27 protein-coding genes, 2 tRNA genes and 1 other RNA gene are annotated in these 22,306 nt (G+C 49.4%); 14 read left to right on the top strand and 16 right to left on the bottom strand.

What is annotated here, in order from left to right; translation table 11 throughout:
- Positions 1 to 95 precede the first annotated feature (95 nt).
- Positions 96 to 1,343 carry a hypothetical protein gene (locus AAB391_02300; protein ID MEK7645125.1) on the top strand — a complete coding sequence of 416 codons (1,248 nt, stop codon included), beginning with the start codon at positions 96 to 98 and terminating at the stop codon, positions 1,341 to 1,343.
- Between the two features lie 101 nt (positions 1,344 to 1,444).
- Positions 1,445 to 2,401: a membrane dipeptidase gene (locus AAB391_02305; GenBank protein ID MEK7645126.1), complete on the top strand. Its 957-nt coding sequence runs from the start codon at positions 1,445 to 1,447 to the stop codon at positions 2,399 to 2,401.
- A 13-nt stretch (positions 2,402 to 2,414) separates the two neighbouring features.
- Here AAB391_02305 and AAB391_02310 read toward each other — a convergent pair.
- From AAB391_02310 to AAB391_02335, 6 genes are all read right to left on the bottom strand, one after another.
- Positions 2,415 to 2,487: transfer RNA gene (locus AAB391_02310), tRNA-Ile, on the bottom strand.
- Positions 2,488 to 2,703: 216 nt separating this feature from the next.
- Positions 2,704 to 2,913 (bottom strand): hypothetical protein, encoded by a 210-nt coding sequence (locus AAB391_02315; protein MEK7645127.1) that lies wholly within the window; start codon positions 2,911 to 2,913, stop codon positions 2,704 to 2,706.
- Positions 2,914 to 3,266: 353 nt separating this feature from the next.
- Entirely contained in the window at positions 3,267 to 3,533 is a 267-nt protein-coding gene (locus tag AAB391_02320) for a type II toxin-antitoxin system RelE/ParE family toxin (GenBank protein MEK7645128.1), read from the bottom strand.
- Positions 3,484 to 3,801 carry a type II toxin-antitoxin system Phd/YefM family antitoxin gene (locus AAB391_02325; protein MEK7645129.1) on the bottom strand — a complete coding sequence of 106 codons (318 nt, stop codon included), beginning with the start codon at positions 3,799 to 3,801 and terminating at the stop codon, positions 3,484 to 3,486. Before AAB391_02325 ends, AAB391_02320 begins: the two co-directional genes overlap by 50 nt.
- Positions 3,802 to 3,856: 55 nt before the next feature.
- On the bottom strand, positions 3,857 to 5,854 hold the full coding sequence (ftsH, locus tag AAB391_02330) for an ATP-dependent zinc metalloprotease FtsH (protein ID MEK7645130.1): 1,998 nt from the start codon (positions 5,852 to 5,854) through the stop codon (positions 3,857 to 3,859).
- A 108-nt stretch (positions 5,855 to 5,962) separates the two neighbouring features.
- Positions 5,963 to 6,526, bottom strand: coding sequence for a hypothetical protein (locus AAB391_02335; protein MEK7645131.1), 564 nt, complete (start codon positions 6,524 to 6,526; stop codon positions 5,963 to 5,965).
- Between the two features lie 129 nt (positions 6,527 to 6,655).
- Here AAB391_02335 and smpB point away from each other — a divergent pair, with 129 nt between their 5' ends.
- On the top strand, positions 6,656 to 7,099 hold the full coding sequence (smpB, locus tag AAB391_02340; GenBank protein ID MEK7645132.1) for an SsrA-binding protein SmpB: 444 nt from the start codon (positions 6,656 to 6,658) through the stop codon (positions 7,097 to 7,099).
- Between the two features lie 27 nt (positions 7,100 to 7,126).
- Positions 7,127 to 7,516, top strand: a transfer-messenger RNA (tmRNA) gene (gene ssrA / locus AAB391_02345).
- Here ssrA and AAB391_02350 read toward each other — a convergent pair.
- A complete protein-coding gene (locus AAB391_02350; GenBank protein MEK7645133.1) occupies positions 7,473 to 9,065 on the bottom strand; it encodes a recombinase family protein in 1,593 nt (530 codons plus the stop codon). The genes ssrA and AAB391_02350 overlap by 44 nt on opposite strands.
- A 232-nt stretch (positions 9,066 to 9,297) precedes the next feature.
- Entirely contained in the window at positions 9,298 to 10,035 is a 738-nt protein-coding gene (locus AAB391_02355) for a hypothetical protein (protein MEK7645134.1), read from the bottom strand.
- Positions 10,036 to 10,605: 570 nt separating this feature from the next.
- On the opposite strand from AAB391_02355, the gene AAB391_02360 reads away from it, so the two are divergent.
- The gene (locus tag AAB391_02360; protein ID MEK7645135.1) at positions 10,606 to 11,391 is read left to right on the top strand and encodes a hypothetical protein; all 786 of its coding nucleotides are present in this window, start codon (positions 10,606 to 10,608) and stop codon (positions 11,389 to 11,391) included.
- A tRNA-Arg gene (locus AAB391_02365) sits at positions 11,382 to 11,452 on the top strand. The genes AAB391_02360 and AAB391_02365 overlap by 10 nt, the downstream gene beginning before the upstream one ends.
- Positions 11,453 to 11,459: 7 nt before the next feature.
- On the opposite strand, the gene AAB391_02370 is transcribed toward AAB391_02365, so the two are convergent.
- Entirely contained in the window at positions 11,460 to 11,849 is a 390-nt protein-coding gene (locus AAB391_02370) for a hypothetical protein (GenBank protein MEK7645136.1), read from the bottom strand.
- Positions 11,850 to 12,001: 152 nt separating this feature from the next.
- Here AAB391_02370 and AAB391_02375 point away from each other — a divergent pair, with 152 nt between their 5' ends.
- A complete protein-coding gene (locus tag AAB391_02375) occupies positions 12,002 to 12,775 on the top strand; it encodes a hypothetical protein (GenBank protein ID MEK7645137.1) in 774 nt (257 codons plus the stop codon).
- Here AAB391_02375 and AAB391_02380 read toward each other — a convergent pair.
- The 3 genes from AAB391_02380 to AAB391_02390 form a co-directional block, all read right to left on the bottom strand.
- Positions 12,769 to 13,440: a hypothetical protein gene (locus AAB391_02380; protein ID MEK7645138.1), complete on the bottom strand. Its 672-nt coding sequence runs from the start codon at positions 13,438 to 13,440 to the stop codon at positions 12,769 to 12,771. The two genes, AAB391_02375 and AAB391_02380, sit on opposite strands and share 7 nt — an antisense overlap.
- Positions 13,437 to 14,813 (bottom strand): AAA family ATPase, encoded by a 1,377-nt coding sequence (locus AAB391_02385; GenBank protein MEK7645139.1) that lies wholly within the window; start codon positions 14,811 to 14,813, stop codon positions 13,437 to 13,439. Before AAB391_02385 ends, AAB391_02380 begins: the two co-directional genes overlap by 4 nt.
- A 342-nt stretch (positions 14,814 to 15,155) precedes the next feature.
- Positions 15,156 to 15,293, bottom strand: coding sequence for a hypothetical protein (locus AAB391_02390; protein MEK7645140.1), 138 nt, complete (start codon positions 15,291 to 15,293; stop codon positions 15,156 to 15,158).
- 77 nt (positions 15,294 to 15,370) lie between these two features.
- Here AAB391_02390 and AAB391_02395 point away from each other — a divergent pair, with 77 nt between their 5' ends.
- The 3 genes from AAB391_02395 (at position 15,371) to AAB391_02405 (ending at position 16,569) form a co-directional block, all read left to right on the top strand.
- Positions 15,371 to 15,745: a hypothetical protein gene (locus tag AAB391_02395; protein MEK7645141.1), complete on the top strand. Its 375-nt coding sequence runs from the start codon at positions 15,371 to 15,373 to the stop codon at positions 15,743 to 15,745.
- A 152-nt stretch (positions 15,746 to 15,897) separates the two neighbouring features.
- Entirely contained in the window at positions 15,898 to 16,344 is a 447-nt protein-coding gene (locus tag AAB391_02400) for a GNAT family N-acetyltransferase (protein MEK7645142.1), read from the top strand.
- A 78-nt stretch (positions 16,345 to 16,422) separates the two neighbouring features.
- Complete coding sequence (locus AAB391_02405; protein ID MEK7645143.1) at positions 16,423 to 16,569, top strand: hypothetical protein; 147 nt, start codon at positions 16,423 to 16,425, stop codon at positions 16,567 to 16,569.
- A 159-nt stretch (positions 16,570 to 16,728) separates the two neighbouring features.
- Here the strand turns inward: AAB391_02405 and AAB391_02410 are convergent, their stop codons facing one another.
- The 4 genes from AAB391_02410 to AAB391_02425 are packed head-to-tail and all read right to left on the bottom strand — an operon-like array spanning position 16,729 to position 19,872.
- On the bottom strand, positions 16,729 to 17,007 hold the full coding sequence (locus AAB391_02410) for a hypothetical protein (GenBank protein MEK7645144.1): 279 nt from the start codon (positions 17,005 to 17,007) through the stop codon (positions 16,729 to 16,731).
- Positions 17,004 to 17,708 carry a ThiF family adenylyltransferase gene (locus AAB391_02415; GenBank protein MEK7645145.1) on the bottom strand — a complete coding sequence of 235 codons (705 nt, stop codon included), beginning with the start codon at positions 17,706 to 17,708 and terminating at the stop codon, positions 17,004 to 17,006. The genes AAB391_02410 and AAB391_02415 overlap by 4 nt, the downstream gene beginning before the upstream one ends.
- Positions 17,709 to 17,710: 2 nt before the next feature.
- Positions 17,711 to 18,385, bottom strand: a complete 675-nt coding sequence (locus tag AAB391_02420) for a Mov34/MPN/PAD-1 family protein (GenBank protein ID MEK7645146.1) — start codon at positions 18,383 to 18,385, stop codon at positions 17,711 to 17,713.
- Positions 18,382 to 19,872, bottom strand: a complete 1,491-nt coding sequence (locus tag AAB391_02425; protein MEK7645147.1) for a hypothetical protein — start codon at positions 19,870 to 19,872, stop codon at positions 18,382 to 18,384. Before AAB391_02425 ends, AAB391_02420 begins: the two co-directional genes overlap by 4 nt.
- 140 nt (positions 19,873 to 20,012) lie before the next feature.
- Between AAB391_02425 and AAB391_02430 the strand changes: the two genes are divergently transcribed.
- The 4 genes from AAB391_02430 (at position 20,013) to rplT (ending at position 22,302) form a co-directional block, all read left to right on the top strand.
- Positions 20,013 to 21,053, top strand: a complete 1,041-nt coding sequence (locus AAB391_02430) for a hypothetical protein (GenBank protein ID MEK7645148.1) — start codon at positions 20,013 to 20,015, stop codon at positions 21,051 to 21,053.
- Positions 21,054 to 21,119: 66 nt separating this feature from the next.
- Complete coding sequence (gene infC / locus AAB391_02435; GenBank protein ID MEK7645149.1) at positions 21,120 to 21,632, top strand: translation initiation factor IF-3; 513 nt, start codon at positions 21,120 to 21,122, stop codon at positions 21,630 to 21,632.
- 58 nt (positions 21,633 to 21,690) lie between these two features.
- Positions 21,691 to 21,891, top strand: coding sequence for a hypothetical protein (locus AAB391_02440; protein MEK7645150.1), 201 nt, complete (start codon positions 21,691 to 21,693; stop codon positions 21,889 to 21,891).
- A 66-nt stretch (positions 21,892 to 21,957) separates the two neighbouring features.
- Positions 21,958 to 22,302: a 50S ribosomal protein L20 gene (gene rplT, locus AAB391_02445; protein MEK7645151.1), complete on the top strand. Its 345-nt coding sequence runs from the start codon at positions 21,958 to 21,960 to the stop codon at positions 22,300 to 22,302.
- The last annotated feature ends 4 nt before the right edge of the window (positions 22,303 to 22,306 follow it).

Below are 22,306 nucleotides of genomic sequence, written 5' to 3' on the forward strand. Positions count from 1 at the left end.
CCTAGTCTCCCCCATCGGTTTCCAAAATACACAGCAGCCTTCGAGTGAAGGCTGCTTTTGTTCTTTAAAAACCCTCTACACGAAAGGAAATCAGTATGTTCGAACATCTGTCTGTTGTCCCCTGCGAAAATATCACCGTCCGGGAACTCGTCGCCCTTGAGCAGGCCGGCCACTGCGTGCGACGTTCCTCCCATGCCGGCAACTGGAGCCTTTACAAGCTCCTGATGTCTCAAGTCGGATTGCCTGACTGCATCTGGGATGTCACCTGCGTTCACCGCGATGTGAACAATCAGCCTCAGCACCGCCTGTTGGGTGGAGAAAAGTGGCCGCTTCTTCCACAACTGGGCCCGCTGCGTGCCGAAGACACGACCAAATACCTGACACCGTATCATTGGACCGGCGAGAATGGCGAGAGGCAAACCCTCTCGCAGTTCCACGTCGCTCCGCTGAAGAAGTTGTATGGCGATCTTGTCACCACTCAATCCCGAGCCTTGCTCGAGCACAGCGACAAGTTGGCACGAGTCTTCGAGATTGTGCAAACGCATCGTCCAGAACTCCTCGGTCGCTATGTCCTGCCCTGCGGATGCATGGTGAAGCTGGAAAACCACGGCGCATTCTTCACCGCAAAATGTGCTCACAATGAAGCACGGGTGAATCGGAAGGAGCTCGCCGCTTCGGCAATGGGCACTCTGGCTGAGCTCGAAAAGCTCGTTTGGGATTCGCACGGATACGAGCCGAAAGGCGGCACGCTCTACACCTTCGAGTTGGTGGTGGCGAGCTTCTATCTTTGGGCTCACTGGCAGTTTGGCGACAAGACCATCTACGAACTCTCCGGTCCCGACATGATCGGATACGCCACGAAGCCACCCTTCATCCAGAGCATTCAGAAAGTGCTGGAGCTGATCGGAAAGCATGCACCCGACTTGGTCCCCAAAAGGATCGAGGCAAAAATCGTGCCGGTGACACTCTTCCGTTTCGGATACCCGCAACAATGCGAAATATCCAGGGCGGTGATGTCCGCGCACGAAGCGATTCGTGACATACAGGCAGTGAAAAGAAAGAGTCTTGGGACACAAGACATTCATGATGCCTGCGACGCGGCGATTCGAGGCATCTTGCCAATCGTCCGAGAGCACGGAAAAAAGTGGGACCTGTTCCACGATCCGAGCAAGGACGCCTTCTTCTCCCAACATGACCTCGCGGCCATGGGCGGAGAGATGCAGATCTGCGACGGGTATCTCGACGTGCCGTTTAGCACGATGAGAACGCTCTTGGCGACCATGCCGGAGAAGGAGCGCCAGCTCTATCGGAAATTGTTCGAACAGAAGCAGAGGACACCTTGATCCTTTCGGTGTAGCAAGGGTGCGGCGAGCTCACACTCGCCGTCATTTTCCTGGATTTGACTGAAGATATCCAATCGAATCCGGAAAGATGACGAAGTGATATGATAAAAAAACAAATGAAAATAATCGACATGCACCAGGACCTGATGCTGTATGTTTCTCGTCCTGAACTATACAAAGACAAGCACAAACAAACCAGCTTCGAGCAGATCAAGAAAAACGGTCTCAAGGTAGTGGTCGCTTCGGTATTTGTCGTGCCCAAAAAGGAAAATTATCTCGATCCTTCAGCAAACACGCTTATGGAGAAAAGTTTGCAGGCTTATGCGGCCTATTGCGCGGAACATCCTGAATTTATAATCATCAAAGATCGAAAAGATTTGAAAAAAGTTCTGGCAACCTATGGACTGTACGGCCTCGTCCTTCATATAGAAGGCCTCAACGTATTCGATGCGAAGAACGGTTGGAAAATGCTCGAGCACTTCTACGCCCTCGGCCTCCGCTCCATCGGCCCGATGTGGAATATCAACAATCCCTTTGGCGGCGGCACTCTCGACCGAGAAAGAGGGCTCACGGCGCTTGGCAAGAAACTCATCGCTTGGTGCGAAAAAAGAGGAGTCATTTTCGACTGTGCCCATATGAACGAAAAGACCTTCTGGGATGCGGTGAAAATAACCACGAAGCCCATCATGGTGAGCCACGGCAACTCCCGAGCGGTGCTCGATCATGTTCGAAATTATAGCGACCGACAACTTGAGCATATCGCCAAGACCAATGGGGTGATCGGTATCTTTTTCTCAAAGAAATTTCTGTCCGGTGAAAAGCGAGCGACGATGAAGACCGTTGGAGCACACATTGATCACTTCGTGCACATTGCCGGAGAAAATTCGATCGCGATTGGTTCAGATTTCGGCGGTATCATTTCTGGTTTTCCAGATGGACTTTATTCCGTCGATGATCTGCCTACGTTTCTAGAAAAAATAAGTAACTCATCAAAAACCCTAGGCGATAAAATGGCATGGAAAAATGCCTTGCGAGTAATACACTCTCACCTATTCTGAAATGATGCTGATGTGCGCCCGGAGGGAGTCGAACCCCCGGCCAGGTGTGTATAAGACACCTGCTCTACCAACTGAGCTACGGGCGCAAGTGAGAAGAAAAGATCGAGCTCGCTCGAGCTTTCGCTTCGAGTGCAGCGTCCGTATAGTATACGGGCGCAAGTGAGAAATAACGAACGAGTCTACTAGACGTATCATAAAGGAACGCGGGACTATCCGCAAACCATCATGAACAAAAGAAAAAACCGCGCCGTCTTGCAACGGCGGGTTTTGAGCGAAGACATGTCGGACAGCAACCTTAGCTGCTACCGATGGGCAACCGCGGTTTCCGCTGAAGCTTGCAGGATCTCTTCCAGACGCTGATTCAAACCCTTGAGCTGGATGGTGCGCCGCTGCTTGGCGCCTGCCGACCAGGCTTTGAGCAGCTTCGGCGGAACATTCAATCGGCCGATCTCATCACGGACTCGCGCCTCAGGCCAATCAAAATATGGATTCGTTCTCGGAAGAAAACTCATGCCCGCCTCCCTTCGAGTTCGGGCGTCGGCTCCATTCCAGCTCGCATCGGATTGGATCTGGCGGCCAAAGACGAACTCCGCCTGAAACGCGCATCTTCAGGCAGTTCAGACCTGCGATCGGCAAGCAACCGAAGGCGATAAGTCTGCTGCCAGCGTTCAGCCCGGCTTTTAGGAGTCTGGCGCGTCAGACGTTCCACCTCATCCATCACTTGATCGGTTCCCCACGCTCCGTAGGGGTTCTTCCTCGGCGGTCTCCTCGTCTTCTTCGTCTTCATATGATTGTGGTGCTGTGCCCGCCAACAGAGGCAGGTCTTTGCTCCGAACTTTATACAACAAAAACACCCACAAAGCAATTATTTCGAGACGTGTCGATAGGCATCCTTCCGATGAGTAATCGTGACGATATAGACCATGCGCTTCTTTTGGTCTACCTCGTACACGACACGAAACGGCCAGGCACGGATGGTCCAACAGCCCAGCAGCGGACCTTTCAGTGCTTTTCCCTGAAACGGATCAGTCTGAAGAAGCTCAAGTACCTTGAGCACCTTTAGTCGCACTGACACGGACAAACTATCGAACTCCCGCTCGGATCTTCGTACGAGCAGCACTTGATATGCCATGCTTTTTCTTTAGTGAATCGAGAGATACGACCCGGCCGCGCTTTGCCTGGGCGCGTGCCATATATACTTTCTTCTCGATGTTCGGATCTTCGGAGAGCACGTTGAGCGTCTCGGCCCACGACTCAAACTCATCAGCAGACATGACCACCGCTCGGGCCCGACCATTCTCGGTCAAGGTAAAATGAACGCCGGGTGTCTGCGTCTTTTCAGCAATAGCAAAAATGTTCTTGCGAGCCTCGGTGATCGAAATGATGCGCGGAATATTCATATGTACATTATAGCGTACATACTCAAACAAAACAAGGCAGCGTCACGACCACAAGCTACGCTGTCGGCGTAATGATATCTTTTTTCTTCGCTACGATCCCGAATGCCAACACGAGCTTCTCATACTCCTCTCGTTCGATTGTCTCCACTTCCACAAGTCGCGCCGCGATCGCGTCAAGAGCAGCACGATACTTCGTCACCACTTCCTCCGCCTTTGCTCGAGCCTCGCTCATGATGCGTGCCACCTCAGCATCAATCTCGGCGCTCACTCGTTCGGAATATTCCTTGTCCTCTACTCCACGACCAAACAACGCACGGCCGCCGCTGCCTTCGAGAGCGATCGGACCAAGCTTGTCGGACATGCCGTACTTTGTCACCATATCGCGCGCCAAAGCGGTCGAGACCTGCAGGTCATTGGACGGGCCAGTGGTAATATCGCCGAACACCATCTTCTCCACTACGTAGCCGCCGAGCGACACCGCAATATCATCCAAAAATTCTTTCTTCGATTGCATCTTGCGATCTTCGAGCGGCAAATGCAGGGTGTATCCCGCCGCGCGACCACGAGAGATGATCGAGATCTTGTGCACCGGATCGGCATGCGGCAGGATTGACGAAATGAGCGCGTGTCCCGCCTCGTGATACGCCGTCACCTCCTTTTCTTTCTTCGACAGCAAATGGCTGCGGCGCTCCGGACCAAGCATCACCTTTTCGATCGCGCGGATCAAGTCGAATTGCGCCACTTTCTTACGCTCTTCGCGAGCGGCCAAAATCGCACCTTCATTCATGAGTGAATACAGGTCGGCACCCGAAAAGCCTGGGGTACGTTCCGCGATCACCTTCAAATTCACATCTTCCGCAAACGGCTTTTTCACCGAATGGATCTTCAAAATCTCTTCGCGGTCGCCACGGTCTGGCAAGTCGATAGTCACTCGTCGGTCAAATCGGCCTGGTCGAAGCAATGCGGGGTCGAGGACATCTGGACGATTGGTGGCCGCCATGACAATCACCTTTTCTGTTGGCTCGAAGCCGTCCATCTCCACAAGGATCTGGTTCAGGGTCTGCTCACGCTCATCGTTGCCGCCGCCCACACCGGTGCCTCGGACACGGCCGACAGCGTCAATCTCATCCACGAAAATGATCGACGGAGAAGCGTCCTTCGCCACCTTGAAGAGGTCGCGCACACGAGATGCACCAACACCGACGAACATTTCGACAAATTCCGATCCGGAGATCGAGAAAAAAGCGACGCCAGCTTCCCCCGCGACTGCACGGGCAAGCATCGTTTTCCCGGTGCCCGGGGCCCCCATCAGCATGATACCCTTTGGAATCACGGCGCCGATCTCAAAAAATTTCTTTGGGTTTTTCAAAAAGTCCACAATCTCGGCAAGCTCCTGCTTCGCCTCTTTTGCACCCGCCACGTCCTTGAACTTCACGCGCTGCTTCTCATCGGTCGGCAAAATCATACGCGCCTTCGATTGACCGAAAGACATCGCCTGCATGCCTGCACCGCGCATCTGTCGTGACAAGAACCAGATAATGATGAGCAAGCCAAGTAACGGAATGATCACTGGCAACAACTTCCCCATCCAATACAGGGCGCCACTCGGGTCTTTGATCTCAATTTTCACCACCTTCAATTTTTCTGCCGTCGCACCGTATCGTGCGAGAGTGTCGGTGAGTGAAGAGTCGGTTTCTTTTTTCGATTTCTTTACAACGGCAGCAACCTCCTCAGTCGATGTCGCGCCTGGAGCCGGCTTTAACTTTTGGTATTCAATCGTCAAATCGCTGCCACTCACGCTAATACTCGCCACTTTCTGATTGTTCACATCTTGCGCCAATTCGGAAAGTGCAATCGTCTCGCTTTTCACACCCGAAGATACCAGTCCGGAAAACAGGCCGGTGAGCAAGAACAGCACCACGAGCACCGTGAGAAGGTTCGACAGGAAGCTATTTGGCTCTTTTGCGCCTTTTGGCATCTTTAGCTTGGGCACCTTAGGAGTTTTCACCGGCTTCATGGCCTCTTTTTGGTCATTGGATGGAATCTGATTCATGCGCTGATTATACAGATTTTCGAGGAGAAAGGAAGAAAAAACGCGGCCCCGTACAATGACGGAGACGCGTTCGCGAGAGATTGATGGCGGGGCAATGAAGTCTCGGGCCTACGCTCTGGCAGTGACCGAGCGAAGTGGCAAGGTGGGGACGGGCACAAGCGACTTCCCTTCTCGAGCTCGCTGGCGCCGCTCGAGAAGTTCGATCACCTTTCGGCTATGCGCCGCAATCGCCGGGTCCGGCCTCAATCCACCGAGAAGCACGGTTCCTGGCTGTCCACTCGTGAGCACGATGACTTCGAGCAGTTGTGCCACTCGCATCGTCTCTTCTGCGCGGACCAAGAGTTCAAAATCTGGCCAGAAAGCATCCTTCTCGAATTGGTGCTTCCATTGCCGTGTGAACCAATTGAAGTATTTCTGCTCGTCTTTGACGAGGTGGACCGTGCCCGTGGTGGGACAGACGGTGAGCACGAGCGCGAGCCATTTCACTCCCTCGTTCAAGTTGCCGGTTCCCTTGTTGGGATCCGCGAGGCCCCAGACCTGACCGATACGCTGCGGGCTTTGACCACAACACTTGCAGAGGCGAATCCTGCGCTTGTGCAAGCGATAGAGGATCGTGCCAACGAGGGTGGCGACGAGGAAAATGACTGACGCGGAGGCGAGGAACAGTTTCATGGGTTTCCCTTTCTTTTTCCTTGTTTATTTATTGAGTTTTTATCTATTACTGAGCGAACTACACTGTACCATTTTTGGGTAAAAAGTAAAGCGGGTTCGACCACATTCCCCCATGCTATGATGATACCCATGGCGCTATTGCAGCACAAAAAAATCGGTCTCGACTACGAAATCCTCGAGAAGTACGAGGCTGGCGTTGAGCTACTCGGCACCGAGGTGAAGTCGGTCCGCGCCAAGCTCGGCAAGCTCGAGGGCGGCTACGTCACCATCCGCGGCGGCGAGGCTTTCCTCATGAACACCGAGATCCCGCCTTTCCAGCCCCTCAACGCGCCAAAAGACTTCGACCAGGCTCGTATTCGCAAGCTCCTGTTGAGTAAAAAAGAGCTTCAGGAATTGGCCAATCTCGAGGCGAAACAAGGTTTGACAATAGTACCTGTTTCGGTGTATAATAAGGGCCGAAAGTTGAAGGTGGAGATCGCAGTCGTAAAAGGCAAAAAGAAGCACGACAAGCGCGAATCCATGAAAAAGAAGCAGTCCGCGCGCGACGTCGCTCGCGAGTACCGAGATCGTTGACAATTGAGCACGCAAGATTTTTTATACGGGGATGCCAGGCATCGACGGAAGAATATCTCTTGAATGTGCGAAGGAGAGCTTCAGTAACTCTTAAAAAGGCTGAAAATTCTAAGTGCAAAACTTGGATCTGTAAAGTCTCCGTACTTCGGTGCGGCTGACCTTGCATTCGCTTACGCTAAAGCCTAAGCGACGCCAGCCGGATGGTTTCCACACCGTTCGGTCCTGACGCTATATTTGTGGAATAGGATCAGCGGAGTCCCGCCGCCGATTCGAGATCATGGGAATAGTGCGTACCGCTTTTCGGTCGTTTCATAACGGCACGCGCGAATTGCCGCAAGGCATAGAAGCGCCCTACCCTTCGTAGACCCATTCACTAGACTCTTCTGCACGGGGGTTCAATTCCTCCCATCTCCACATCCATAGAGTTTGAAGCCACAAAGTCCTCAAAAAGCCTTACGGCTGCTGGTATTTTATCGGTTCGATAACCGGTGTTTTTGTCGTAATGCAATTTCTCATTGAAAATGAAGAAGAACGTCTCCTGTTTTTCTCGCGCATCCAAGGAAGTCCATATCTTGTATGGGCTTTTAAGCAGTGTGGATACTTTATCCAGAGCGGTTCGATAAGGAATTGTCAGATCGATCTCGCCTACTGAACCCGACCCGAGATTCTCAAGCTCCGTTGAAAGAATTTCAATTTGATCCTCATAAGCTCTCTTAGCGGCTTCTACACCTGTCTTCGACGAAGAAATTGCTAGTTTTCCAATGTCCTCCTCTATCGACTTTTTCTTGGTGTTTCGCTCAGCTTCCTCTTTCTTGAGTTTACCGACTTCGTCTTGCCACACCCCATCAAACACAACCTTTAATAATGCGTCGACTTCTTTCTTAAGAACGCACTTTTTAAGAAGAATCTTGAAACGATCTTCAACATCCTTCTTTTTTAGAGATTTTCTGTAAAAGGAACAATCTTTCTTTTGACAAAGATAGTAAGGATGCTTCTTGTTTCGCCCTTTCGACCAACCGGAAGTAAGATGACTTCCGCATTCATTACACAAAAGAAGACCCCTTAGCGGAAAGTCGTCTCTTACGTCCAATCGCACGCGAATACCCGAATCTTCCTTGCGCAATCTTTTCTGAATTAGTTCAAAGGTCTCGATTGATATTATCCCCTCGTGTTTACCGAGCCTTCTTTCAACTCCCCGCTTCGGATATTCAATATAGCCTGCATAAAACGGATCCTTCATTACAGCACTGATACGGCTTATATACTTATCAGGATTACTACCTTTCCAAAATCCCTTTTTAAGCAAAAACCGACATACATCGACCCTACTCCTCAAGAAGCCTTTAGCGAACTGCTCGCGTGCCGGCTTGAGCAGTTCCAAGCCGTCTTTTGTGGGCAGAGACAACATTCCGTGCGCATGATCCTTAGTCATTTTATAGCCCCTCTTGCTACCATAGGCCCAGTAACCCAATTCCAATCTCGCTCGTTGCTTTTGAGTAACCTGCCTGTGATTTTGGTGCCTCTCAAGTTCTGCTTGTCCCGCCATAATTAATTCTGAGAAGCGTCCCTCTGGACTTTCATCAAAATTATAGTTCAAACACCTTAATACGATATTACGTACCTTGAAAGCAGCTCTTAATTTCAAATGAAATTCCACGTCGCGAGCAAAACGCTTGAGATCGTCGAACACAACAACATATCTCTTGTCGGGATTTGCGTCTATGTAAGCAAGGAGCTTTCGCATAGCCGGACGATTCATAAAATCACCTCCGCCTGTATAACTATCGGGAAAAGTCTTTGTGTGTGGAATACCTAATGTCGATAGTTCTTTTACACATCTCCCCTCCTGACTTACTAAGCCTGTCCCCTCAATCTCCTGTCTCTTACTTGAGACGCGTGCGTAAACGAGACCCTCCCTGTCCTCGTAAACACTTTTTTGTTGTTGTATCTTTTTGTTTTTTAACATTTTTTTCAATCTCCTCTCGCACGGCCTTTCGACAAAGCATCTCGAGATACCGCAACCTCTTCAATATCTTGTCGTCAGAAATTACCCAATCACCAAGAAGGTCGCGGTAGACATGGGTGGAGACCGTAGTCTCCTTATTATCATAGCACCTGTTTTCTTGGCTCATAAAAATAACCTGAGGGTTAGGCCCTTAGGTTATTCGATGACCGATTTAGATTGACTTAAGACGAATCTAAGACAAAAGCTTTTTAGGAATTCTCACTGACTGTCTAGTGGTAATAAATGCCCAATCTAGGCTATATTTGAGCAACTTTATCTTAATTTGATAAATCGCGTTGTAACACCTCTTTTCATCTTGTTTTCCACCACCAAGTCGCTCAGCGATCTCTGAGAAAAACCATTCTTCACCAACCTCTTTCGTATCCTCAAAGATAACCCTTAGAACATGATACTGATTGGAAAACTTGCGAATTTTAATTGTGTTCCCTTTTATATACAAGAGTGATTTTTCTGGGTCGAAAAAGATGCCATTTGGAGCGATTCCAGTATCGCAAGAGTCGCGCTCCACGATCTTCTTCCTCACCGACCTAAGAACCTTTAGCTTTGCTCTGGTCTCCTTGTTGATATTAAAAAGCTCCTTATCCCCCTCCAAGTTAGGGAAATTTGGTTCTTCGTAGGTGAGTGGGAATGAGCAAACCGAATCCGTCTCGGAAAATATCTCTCTTTCATCCTCAAAAGCCTCCTTGTCCCTATCAAGAAATTTTCTAACAGCTGCCTTCCATCGAAGATACATTTTCCTAACATCGTGGTAATAGAAGGGGTTGTTCTTCCCATGAGACATGGCAACACCTTGGTTGGTATGGGCAGTTATTGTAATCCCCCGTTCGAACAACTTACCAATCCCCTCTGACAGGTCAGCATCTAAAATACTGGGGATGAGATCTGGTAATTTTAGCCTTCGTGGGTCCATCAGTAGAAAGAAAGTGATTATATGCTAGTATATAAGCACAATTGAATTGTTTTGAGTAGCCTAAACCACACAAGCAATTGTTGGCATGGCGAAAAGCCCAGTAACGACCAAAAAACCCATCATATGGGGTTGTCGTTACTGGCCGTACAGGGAAACTTGTATGGAGGGCGTAAGCTCTCACCCATGTGGTGGGCTTTTTGCTACCCAACACTTGGTTAGAAGTTAGACCAGTAACATCTCAATGACCAAAACCGGACTCCGCTATCATTTATTTTTGGCAGTACACCTAATTGGTATAGTGCTTATTATTTCGGGAATAGCTTTCATATTTCTGAACATGCTCATCATTACGAGTGATGGCGTAAGTCATTTTGACTTACTCGGACTACCTATACCCACACCGCCGATTTGGTTTTCCTACATACCCTACTATGGATCCTTACTGGGCCAATTTTACGAAATGTTCTCGTGGCACGGCCTTGTTGAAATTGTCATAACAGCAACCTTAATTTTCCTGGGTGTTGGCCTAAACAATCTAAAGGTAACTGGGATCGCTCACCGACCGAAAAAATGAATCTTAAAACAACATCAAAAGAGAAACTTCAAGAGCTACTCATTGCTGCCATGAGAGAGGAATTAGAGGACCAAAAAGCTGCCAAAAAAGATCGGTTTATAAGGGCGGCCAATTTAGCAATGGCGGAGGCCGATGAAAGAAATGCTGAATATGAACGCAACCTAAGAAAGGTCCTGAGTGAGGCAAAAGATAACATGCCACGAATGAGTAACAACGGGGCTACAGTGGAGATAAAATTCATTGATTATCCCAATGGGTATATTCGGTATTCCTTATCGTTCCTCCACAGCAAGAAATCCTTTCTAAATCCAGAATCACTTACCGAAAACCCCGTCACTTTCTATGAAGAAGGCAAAGAGTCTTTGATCCCCTTCTTTGAAAGCTTCTTGGAAGACGAAGTGCAGTCGAGATACGAACCGCTAGAGCCTGATGTAAGGATTGAGGGCAAGAAATTACCGCACCAGTTTTTTAGGTTTACCTTCCTTATCAACGAAAGTAAGATCAAGCAACCTGAAGAAAATGATGTCGCCTACGGTGGCTTTATTCCCGCCCTGACACTAGAGGTTTCAAGAGTAGAGCTTTGGAAGTTTGTCTCGGAACTCCGCAAAGATTACGACGACTGGGCACTCAGAAATAACGGTCCGAAGATAAAGCGACAAAGCATAGTGAAATACGTGAAGTTAAGAAAGGTTGCTGAGGGTGTCATCGTGGCTCTAATCTGGATCCTCATCATCTTCATCTGGAATCAATTCGAACAACTTTGGAGAATATTGCTCTCGTAGTTTAACGGAAAAACAAGGCCGTTCTAACGCCAAGATGCGGGTTCAATTCCTGCCGAGAGTACTTGGAATTAAACAGACTGATTCTTTAGCCTAGCAAGGGTTTCATTGAGATTCCTGATTGTCTCATCATGGCGGCTATCTCGTTCCGTATCACCTCCATTAAGGAGTTGGATATTTTTCGTGAGCTTATCCAAAGCATCTACAAGATCGCGATATTTAGCCTTCCTGACGGTCTTAGTCATATGTTTGATGGCAAGAGTACGTTGTATCTCCAACTCCTCAACAAGGGGCCTTATTGCCTCTTTGTAGGCCTTTGTACCGGTGACAATCTTCGGTGTTTTAGACACAGACTCAGAATATCCGTGCTTTTTGAGGATTTTGCCCATATTCAATTTCCGACCTTTTCCGAGGTTTTCCATCACTTCTCCTGCTACGCTTTTGGCGTTTATGCTGGTCATCTTAAAATTAATTACTTTGATAAAACGGACTTCAAGCCAACCTCACGAGAAACATCAATTAGTGCAATTATAACACTGGAAGTGCCTGATTTTCAGCCACGCCTCCCCGCATTGCAATAACTACCCGAAATCTGTAGGCTGGGTCTAATGTTATGAAGAAAGGGATCTGCAAAATGTGTCTTAAAAACAAGGACCTCCTCAAGGAATCGCATATTATTCCTAAATCTTTGTATAAGCTCCTAGCCGGGAAAAATGGCCTTTTGGTCTTCCTGAACTCCAAGCGACCTGAGCTTAAATACAACAGTGCTTACGATAAATATATTTTATGCGCAGACTGTGATGGTGGAATCATTGGGAAACTGGATGACTACGGGGCAAAATTCTTACACGCTAAATTTCCCAACAAGAGTACACCGCAGACAAGGTATGTAGACGGAGAAAAATGCCTCGTTTTCGAAGACGACCCAAACTATGACTACACCAAATTTAAGCTGTTCTTACTTTCGATTCTGTGGCGCAGCAGCGTATCTTCCCACCCCTTCTTTAGGGCAGTGAAACTATCGCCTGACACTAAAGAAATCTTAAGACTAATGATCAAGGATGGCGATGCGGGCAAACCGGACGAATACCCCTGCTTTATACACTTACCGCCAGTAACGGAAAGCTCTGAGGGACATCATGGCTTTAACATAGCCCACTTGCCTACGATGTCACCAGTCTGCGTCGAAACAGACGGAATAAAAATCTGCAAATTTATCATTACGGGTTGCCACTACTATTTTATAATCGACAGGCCCAAAAACATCAGAGTGATACCGAGCATGGAAAAAGATAGGCTTACTATTAGATTCAGCACAAGGATGGAGCAAGACATGCTGATCCAACAAATATTCGAAATAATCCGTGATCAAAAAGATACTCAGTAGTAAAGACCATAGCGCTTGATCAGAGCGACAAAATCCTTGTAAGTACTAGAGTGGCGAATGGCTTTTTCTTCGTTAAAATGGCTTCCTACAGATTGTGAGATGTCTTTTGCACCAACCGTCTTATTTAGGTCAACAAAAGAATTAAATTTCTCTTTACAGTGACAACTCGATGTAGTACTAGACAACAGTCTATTCAGCTCACTATCATGTTGATCTTTAAAATCTGGAAAGTTCGATTCTAATCCAGCAAAATACCAACTTTCAATCTCCACCTCAACTGGACAAATAAGGACCTCCTTGAATGATACGGAGGAACTGGCCACGGCCTCCTCAATTAACTTTTTCCTGACGCCACTCTGACTCTGGTCAATATCAAAAAGGACAACTAGATAGAGTTCAAAATCATTACCAAAAAGATAGGTGTGATTCTTGATGAAAAGAGAAGCAATTTGATATGTATCGGGCTTCTTTAATCTTTCCTTTCCAGCAACCTTACTACCAAGCTGGGGCGGGAAAGGAAAAAACCAAAAGACTTCATCCTTACTGTATATCGAAGAATTGCCATCCTTAAGGAGCTTTGATTCAAAAGACCTTCTTTCCAACAATCTCGGCAAAAAGTATCTTTCACTATCCCCCTCTCCGATTAGCAAGCAGACCTTTTTCATACTTCTTTTACTGGAAAAATTCCTTCGATTGTCCCCTGGCAAAATAATTCCGAATTTTTCTTATCGGAAATGTACTTCTGCTCCTTCGGTGACAAATTTTCGATGATTGTCTTGTAATTATAAATATTACATCTATTTGCACCCTCTACCACAACGTCTCCGGCAATAGAAGCCGCGTCCTTTATATAGAATATCTCCTCGGTAGAAAAACCATCCAAAAAATAAGGGGAGTGTGTTGTTATGAAGATTTGAACCCTTCTCGACAATGCTCTTAAAACCTCAATAAACTCTATGAGAATAGTCGGATGAACGATCGAATCAGTCTCGTCCAGGAGAAGGACGTGAGGTAATTGATAGCTCCTTTCCAAGGATCTCAGATTAATCCAGTTAAGTAAGGTAATAAAAAACACCAAAACGGATGTTCCGTTGGAGATTGTCCATATACCATCAGGACCGTTTGGCGACGAGACAGACAAAGACCCCTTTGAATTAATCGACACTCCTCGAACTATTCCCTTGGTGTAAAGGTTCAGATCATTAGCAAATTTTTCTTTTATTATTTTATTTTTTTCTATATCGCTTATCAAGAAAATAAACTCAGAGTTTTCAAGGCTGGTTTTGTTAGAAGGAACACCTCCATCCTTGAGTCGTCTCAAAGCTTCCTGATAAATCTGCTCATTCCCTTTGTCCGTTACATATTTATGAAGTGACAAAGCGGTCGTTATGTTACCCATATCGACACTAAGAAACTTCGGTCTAAACTGGGAAACAACGCTGTTTTGTAAATGTTCAAATATGGCAAAATAATTGTCGCCCTGCGGGTTTTTTATCGGATTCGACTGGATGATATTAGTATCACCTATGTTTTCTGTCTTCGAAAAATTCTTTTCGTAAACAAGGGTATCCTTCATCGTTACTGCACCTTTTTCAAAAAGAGAGTTATCTTTTGCAAAGGCTGACCATTTTATCTCACGATCCCTATTTACGTATTGCTTACCAGTAAAAAAGAGTTTGTGTAAGGTCGAGAAGCTATTTTTATCTAAAACTTTTTCGAATATCATCGCCTCGGTCTCGACACAAAAAAAATCAGTCTGTTCGTCCACCTGATTTCCGCCAACAAAACAAGTTCTTGCACTCTTATTCTCTATTGAGGTCTTCAACGAAGTAGTTCGAAGCCCTTGACCGATAGTAACATTATTGCCGCCAAACTCTTGAGTGTAGTCAGTTTTAATTTTCAGTGCAGAACTAATTGCCAACAGAAAATTGGATTTACCACTTGAATTTCTGCCCGTAAAAACATTAAGATCGCCGAAGGAGATATCGGCCTTACTAATATTCCTAAAGTTCTTAATCTCAATATTTCTAATTTTCATGACGATAAGTCTATCACAAAATGAGGCGAAATGCGATAATATTTAGTATTTCAAACCCTAAATTTACGGAAATAGCCTTATTTATCAACGAATATCAATTCTGAAATACTCCCACAGAGGTATTTCGAGTGGGTCACTATTCAAACAAAGGATGCAATACGTCACTTGTGTCCCCTCTCCGACTATAAGATCAAGCATTCTCAAGGGCATTTTGCAGTGTTAGGCTTGAATTGTAATAGCTCCAAAACCGAGAAAGGTAGGATTTTACTCGGTTCAATGTCTTTCGTGACATCTCCACAACAAAAGAAAAATGCCAACACATTGTTGGCATTTTTCTTTTGTCTATCGGAAGAGATGGGAGGAATTGAAAGCCGGAGCGGATGTGAGGCCAGCAGGCCGAACCGCGAGGCGGGGTCGCAGAAATTTCCGAGCGTCGGCGAGGAAATTATCAGTGACCAATTCCTCATCGAACATTGACATAGCAGTTTAATCATGCTAGCGTAATTTCAGCTCCAAAACGTTGGATCGCTTCCAACATCACACACATCAGTCAAACTATGCAACTCACAACCGAACTCCTCACTCCGTTCATCGGCGGCCAACTGGAAGTCCAGAACACTAACGAACGTTACATCTACCGTGGTGAAATCAAAAAACTAACGGTGGTGCACAACGAACTCGTCGTGGAATTCAACTGGATGGCCAAAGGCGAGGGCTTCCCGCCGATCCCAAAGAAATGGGTTCTCGACGAACAAAGAACCTACGCGCTCAGTCTCGACATCAGCTCGGTGAGTGACATCGGTCCGAGTGAAGGCGAAGTCGGCGGAGGCAGTCGCCTCTGCATTCAGTGCTCTATGATCGGCGAAACAGTAATTCTCTTCCCCGCCGACGGAAGCAAGCTCGAACGCACCCAGGTCGAAGGGCTGGTGTAACCAAAGCCCGAACGAAACAGTCTCCATGCCCCCGACCTCACCGTCGGCGGGTTTTTTATTTTCCACATCAATTGACTCTCTCCCATTTAAAATGTACCTTGAATACAGCGGCTCGAAACGCGAGCCTCACCCTCCACAAAAAGCTCTTTCTTATGCAAATCACCTACTCCTTCATCGAAACATTCAGCGAGCTCCAGGAGGACGACACGGGGCAAATAGCCTCATTACTCTCCCAGCTCTCACCCCAAAGGCAATTTTCGCCGAGCCAGCTTCGTCGAGCCATGATGTTCGGCTCGCTTTGCGTCGCTCGCGACACAGACAGCTCGGGCAAGATCGTCGGCATGGCATTGCTTGTGTATCGACACACCGCGCTGTATAGCTCTGGCACGATCGAAAGCGTGGTCGTCGACGATGCATATCGCGGACAAAAGATCGGAAAAGAATTGATGAATCATCTGATCGAAAAAGCCCGACGCTATCCTGGCTCGTTGGCACATCTCGACCTCACCTCGAATCCAGCTCGCGTCGCGGCGAACGCTCTCTACAAAAAATTGGGCTTCACGCTCCGCGAGACAAACAGTTATCGGATGATCCTCTGAAGACCGAACCTGGTTCAACCCCACAAGAAAGGCTACTCATGCACCCAGAAGAGTGTCGACCGTGTAAGGAAGGAAATCATGCCCATTGTGAAGGGGGAGATGGGGTCTCAGGCTGTTCGTGCATTTCGTGCCGAACAAGCAAGCATCTTCTGCTGGAAGCTGCGCGAGACCAAACCCTTCCCAGGCGACCCCATCGAAAACCCCGCCGGAAAAGGCGCTGAATAAGCGCCGACGAACGGCAGCCCCACAACACATCGTGGCTGGCTGCTGTTTTTTATTTTCCTTCTTTTGATCGCCCAATAAAAAACCCGGCTCCCTGCAAAAGGAGCCGGGTCGCGTTTTCGAATCTGCATTCGTCTGCATCACGGAACTTGGGCGAACGAGTCAACCCTTCGTCCCGGACTGCTTGATGAACTGGAGCGTCTCGCCGGTCTTGAGGACGCGTTCGTCGTCCACCGTTTCATCGCCGATCACGGCGAGCATGGTTGGGGCGATATTGAGCACGTCGCTGAGGCGATTGCGCACATTCCCCACCGTCAGGGTCTCGCCATCGCCGAGGTTGATGCTCTGGCTGTTGGCACCGCACTGGATCTGCACCGCAGGGGCGCTCGGGATCACAGGTGGTTCTGCTGTTGCAGTTGCTGTTGTCGAGTCGTCTGTCATGTTGCCTTTCTTTGGTTGCCCTCCGGCTTGCGCAGGAAGGCTTGGGTGTTGCCGGTTCTCACATCGAAGAACTGCTCGGAGTATACCAACTTTTGCTTTCCTGCCAAGACCGCGGAGACCATCCAAAATGCGGAGAGCATATGAACGGCCGCGGCCAGGTTGGTAAAGATCAGTTGAGGCACTCCGCTCGCAGCGAGCTCTTCGCAGCTCATTTCCGCCGGATTCCGATCCTGCGGCTGCGCGATCTCGGGGTGGAGATGCGTGATCGGCGGCGTCAGATCCTTTCCTCCGTTACGGAGATAGATCTGAACATTTCCGTCGGTCAGCTCATTTCCACCCGAGATCAGTGTGACCTCCTCCAATTCCCGACAGCGGTCGGACACCAGTTTGCGGGTGGCATGGTTATCCACCCCCAGGAACACGGTGTCGCCGTTGTTGATCATGAAGAAGATATTTTCTTCGGTCACGTATTCCGATTTTGCTTCGATAGCGAGGCCGGGGAAATCCCGCCTCATTCTCGCGGCCGTGACCTCTGCTTTGTTTCCGACATCCAAGAATTCTTGGCGGTCGGCGTTTCTGGCTTCGTAAGAGTCGCCGTCAATGACGACGACCTGGATGTTGCGGTCAGCGAGCGAATCGAGATACCGGCACAAGGGTGATATCAGGTTGCTACCAATACCGCCGAGTCCGATCACTTTCATGGTCATAGGAATCCCTTTCTGTGTTTGACGAGGTCGAGCCACTCTTTGGGAACCTCCCAACTATCAATGTCCGGCCAAGCGATCCGATACAAACCTTCTCGTTCTGGGGTAACACCCTCGAACCAGCCGGTCTCTACGGGAAACCTGTTTCCATTGATCGCTAATTCCGCCGACAGAGAAAACTTTGGATACCGGTCCACGTTACCAAGGGTAATATGGACCCCATCCGCAGTGTCTTCGTCAGTGTGGTCAGTTTCAGAATGGAAGGCGTGAAGCCGGCCGTGCGAATGAATCGTTCCGATACAAAGCGCTCCAGGGAGCCGTCCGGAGGCGTCGTAGTCAGCCGTCACTAGGGTCACTTGTTGTTCAGGGACCGTGAGCTGGTAGCCTGTTTTTTCTCCGTGATGCAGGAGCAGACAAACCTCGCTTTCGGAGACATCGTAGACGGCTTTCGCCAGCTTTAGAGCTTTCGCAATGATCTCCCCAGGCAGCTTCGGCAAGAGTAATTTTGCTGAAGGGTATTGCACCCTGAGCGCGCACGCTTCGGCCACAGGCACCGTTGCATCTACCCACCCCATCTTCTTACTAACGAAGAGGCCATTTCTGGCCACGACGTAGTGGGTCGTCTCAGGCGCCGCTGCGGCACCTTTCACTTTCTTGAGATGGATCGGTATCATTTTGCCTCCTCTGGCTTGAGGGTTGCGACGAAAGCTTCGTGAGCGGCCGCTATCGACCTCTCCGCATCTGCTTTCATCGAAACCATTGTCTGTTGCACTGCCGCTTCGAGAGCTTTTTGCAAAGCCTCGTCCGATAACACTTCGTCGATCTGGTCGCCGAGCTGGGTTTTTGCAAAGCCGCACAATTCGCCGACAGCTCGCTTGAATTCCGTGGCAATCTGAGCCAGGAGTGCCGGTTCAACTTGCCAGGTAGGCACGAGCTTGAAGCAAGCTTCTTTCATCTCATTCTCGACCCTTGCTGCCAATTGAGCAACAGCGGTATCGAGCGCTGACATGACATCCTTGCCAGTCCGTTCCCTTCTCTGTCCAGCCGTATCAGCAGCGAAATCAGCGCTGATCTTTTTCAGCATGCTCGCGACGGTTTGTTTGGCCGGAATCCAAGGGTAGGACAAGCCGAATAGTGAGTCCTTTCTCGAAGCGCCCGCCCAAGCATCGATACTAAGCTGACGATGTGCTTCCGTGACTAGCTCGGTTTCGATGAATCTGCCGCCCCAAAAACTGGCGATCGATTCTTCCGCCATCACGGCCAAGGATTCCTTAGCCGCCGACGGCGCGAAACAGACCTTGAAGTCTCCAAATGTGTTCGGAAGAGCCGGACAGAACAGTTCGTCGTTCAGATCTCGCAATGGAGCCTTCCGAAACAGCACGTATGCCCCATCGGACTTGCGCCCGCGCAACACGATGAAGAACACGACGTAAGGCAAAGCCAACTGAAACATGTTTGACCGGTCTCCGCCTTGATACATAATCTTCAGTGTGCGTTTTTGTGGCGGCTGTTCGATGACGAATGTCGTCATCTTGCCTTTCCTAACGACGAAACGCGTGCCCGTAGGCAGCGCAAGCGAATTCACGCCATTATCAGCTGAATCCGACGGATCGTCCTGGACAGCCTCTTGCCGAATTCGCAAGACGAGCTCGACAAGGTGCTTTTTTACGGCAACAGCAAAGATCTGCGATGCTTGCTTGCCGAGCTCCTCCAAGAGCTTCTGACGGAAACCATTCCGATCGGCTTTTACCATTCCGGAAAGGTGCTGCTCATCGAATTTCCGCATGAGTCTTTCTGCTTCCGTATTTACTTTAGCTTGTGCTTGGCCGATCGGTTTTTCGGCATCGGTTTTGAGTCCCCGGCCTGCTAATATGCAGACGTTTTTAGGGGCTTGTTTCAATTCGCGCCCGAATGCTTCAAGGGCCGTTCGAATAGGAGCCTTGATCGCATCGGAAAACGAGATCGAGCCGACTTGCCGGAATCCGAACACAGGCAAGATGCCCATGAAGCGGCCCGGCTTCACTTCTAGGACCAGCTTTTTCAGCATCGGCCCTTGTTTCTGATCTGCAGTGCACACAAGGAAACCCTCCTTCAGCGACTGCAGACCCTGGCCGAGCGACTGCTCAAACCAATTCCGAATCCGCGTGAGGATACTGAGCATGGGATGTCCTTTCGATTTGAATTGTTAAAGTGCACACGATCAATGCAGGTGCACCGATCTATGACTCTGTATTACCATATTATTGGAGCATAAGTCAATGGTTGCGACTTGCCGATGTTCCCCATGCTATCATTCTCCCCATGGACCCGCTCTACGTCCCCCCTCGCACCTTCGACACCCAAGGCTTCGCCTTCACTCTCAAATGGGGCGGCCTCCTTTTGATCACCATTCTCATCGGCCGCTCCACCTACGCGCATTTCTCGCCGAGCACCGATTCACGAAATGCTCGAAACGCGCAGACGGCCGAAGAAACCAAAAATATCCGCGACCGCCTCGCGAGTGGACGCGCCGGCAACACCTCCCGCACCCCCCTCTCCGTCATCGACTCCGCCGCTAAACCCAAGCTCGCCTGGCTCGAAAAGCCGACGATCAGGCTCAGCGCCAAAATCGCCCGTCCACAAAACATCTCCGCCACCGCCTTCCTCATCGCCGATGCCGACACCGGCCAAGTGCTGATCAGTCGCCAACCCGCCCTCTCCCTCCCCATCGCCTCGCTCACCAAGCTCGTGACCGCGCTCACTGCACATCGGTATGGTGCACCATCACCCGTGCAAGAGCTCTTCTATCCACTCCTCATGGAGTCGAGCAACGTCGCAGCCGACCAAATCGCTGGCGTCTACGACGGCCTCGGCAATGTTGGCTACTTTGTCTCGCAAATGAATCGCCAGGCCGCCCTCCTCGACATGACCCACACGTACTTCGCCGACCCTTCCGGCCTATCCGCAGAAAATCAATCCACCGCATACGACCTCCTGCTCCTCGCCAAAAGCATCAAAGACCTCGCGCCAGACATTCTCGCCATCACCAAAACGCACGAGAAGACTGTGATGTTGGATAGCGAACGAAGCGACCCATACCGCAACCAAGCCGCCTCCGTCTATACCGCGATAGATGCCCCCACCTACCGCGACCTCCAAAACATCAACCTCTTCGCCAATGACCCACGCTTCCTCGGCGGCAAGACCGGCTTCACCCCTGCGGCAGGCGAAACGCTCATTTCACTGTTCCAACTCCCTATCCAAAAAAGCTCCCGCAGCGTCGTCTTTATCCTCCTCGGCTCCGACAATCGCGAGAAGGACTTCGGCATCCTCATGAAATGGCTTGAATTGGCCACAAAGTAACGAAACGGCCCAAACATTGCACAAAAAGGCCTATTGTGCTATAAATGCTGGGTTACTTCATACATCGTGAGCACCGTAAATCACAGGATAAATCATCAAATTCGAGTCGCGGAGCTTCGCGTCATCGGTCCTGTCGGGGAGAACTTCGGGGTCATTTCCCTCAAGGACGCCCTCGACAAAGCCCTGGCAGCGGGTCTTGATCTCATCGAAATCTCTCCGAACGCCGTCCCGCCGATCGCGAAGATCATGGACTACGGAAAGTTTCAGTACGATCAGAACAAAAAGCTCAAGGCGGCCAAGGCGAAAGCCCACGTCATCGAAGTGAAGAATGTCCAAGTGAAGATCGGCACCGGCGAACACGATCTTGCATTGAAAGCGAAAAAGGCATCGGAATGGCTGAAGGAGGGACATCGAATCAAAATCGACCTCTTCCTCACCGGCCGCTCGAAGTACATGGAGTTCAACTTCCTGAAAGAGCGACTCGAACGCATCCTCAAGCTCATCACCGAGGAGTACACGATCGCCGAAGCGCCGAAGAAGGCTCTGAAGGGCCTCACCGTTATCATCGAGAAGAAATAGCAGACACGCCGAAATAAAAACAACGTAAACAATAACATCGAATTTTAATATCAATCCCATGCGACCCAACAAGTCATACACCAAGCGCCTCAAAGTCACCAAGTCGGGCAAAGTGCTCGCTCGAGGCAAAGGCCACAACCACTTCAACGCCAAGGAGCGACGCCGCTCCCAGATGAAGAAGAATCGCATGGGCGCCGTCATCATGACCAACAAGACCCGCGCGCGCTTCCTCGGAGGTAACGCCGCTCTCGGACGATAGCGAGCAAAGCGAGATAAAGAAACGATCAACTTTTATTAAAATCCCCACAAGCATAACAACACCCCAATGGTACGCGTAAAGAAAGCAACAAATGCCCTCAAGACCCGCAAAAATGTCCTCAAGCAGGTCAAGGGTTATCGATTTGGCCGAAGCACCAAGGAGCGCATGGCATACGAGGCCATCTCTCACGCTGGTGCCTACGCCTTCGCTCACCGACGCGACAAAAAGGGTGTAATGCGACGCTTGTGGATCGTGAAGATGAACGCCGCACTCGACCCTATGGGCCTTTCATACAGCAAGTTCATCGGCGCAATGAAGAAGCAGAACATCGAAGTCGACCGAAAGATCATGGCGCACCTCGCGGAGTTCCATCCGGAGACTTTCAAGCGAGTAGTGGCGCAGGTTAAATAAGGAA

It is taken from the genome of Patescibacteria group bacterium, from assembly GCA_038065315.1.
In the GTDB taxonomy this organism is placed as follows: domain Bacteria; phylum Patescibacteriota; class Minisyncoccia; order Phycocordibacterales; family JBBTRF01; genus JBBTRF01.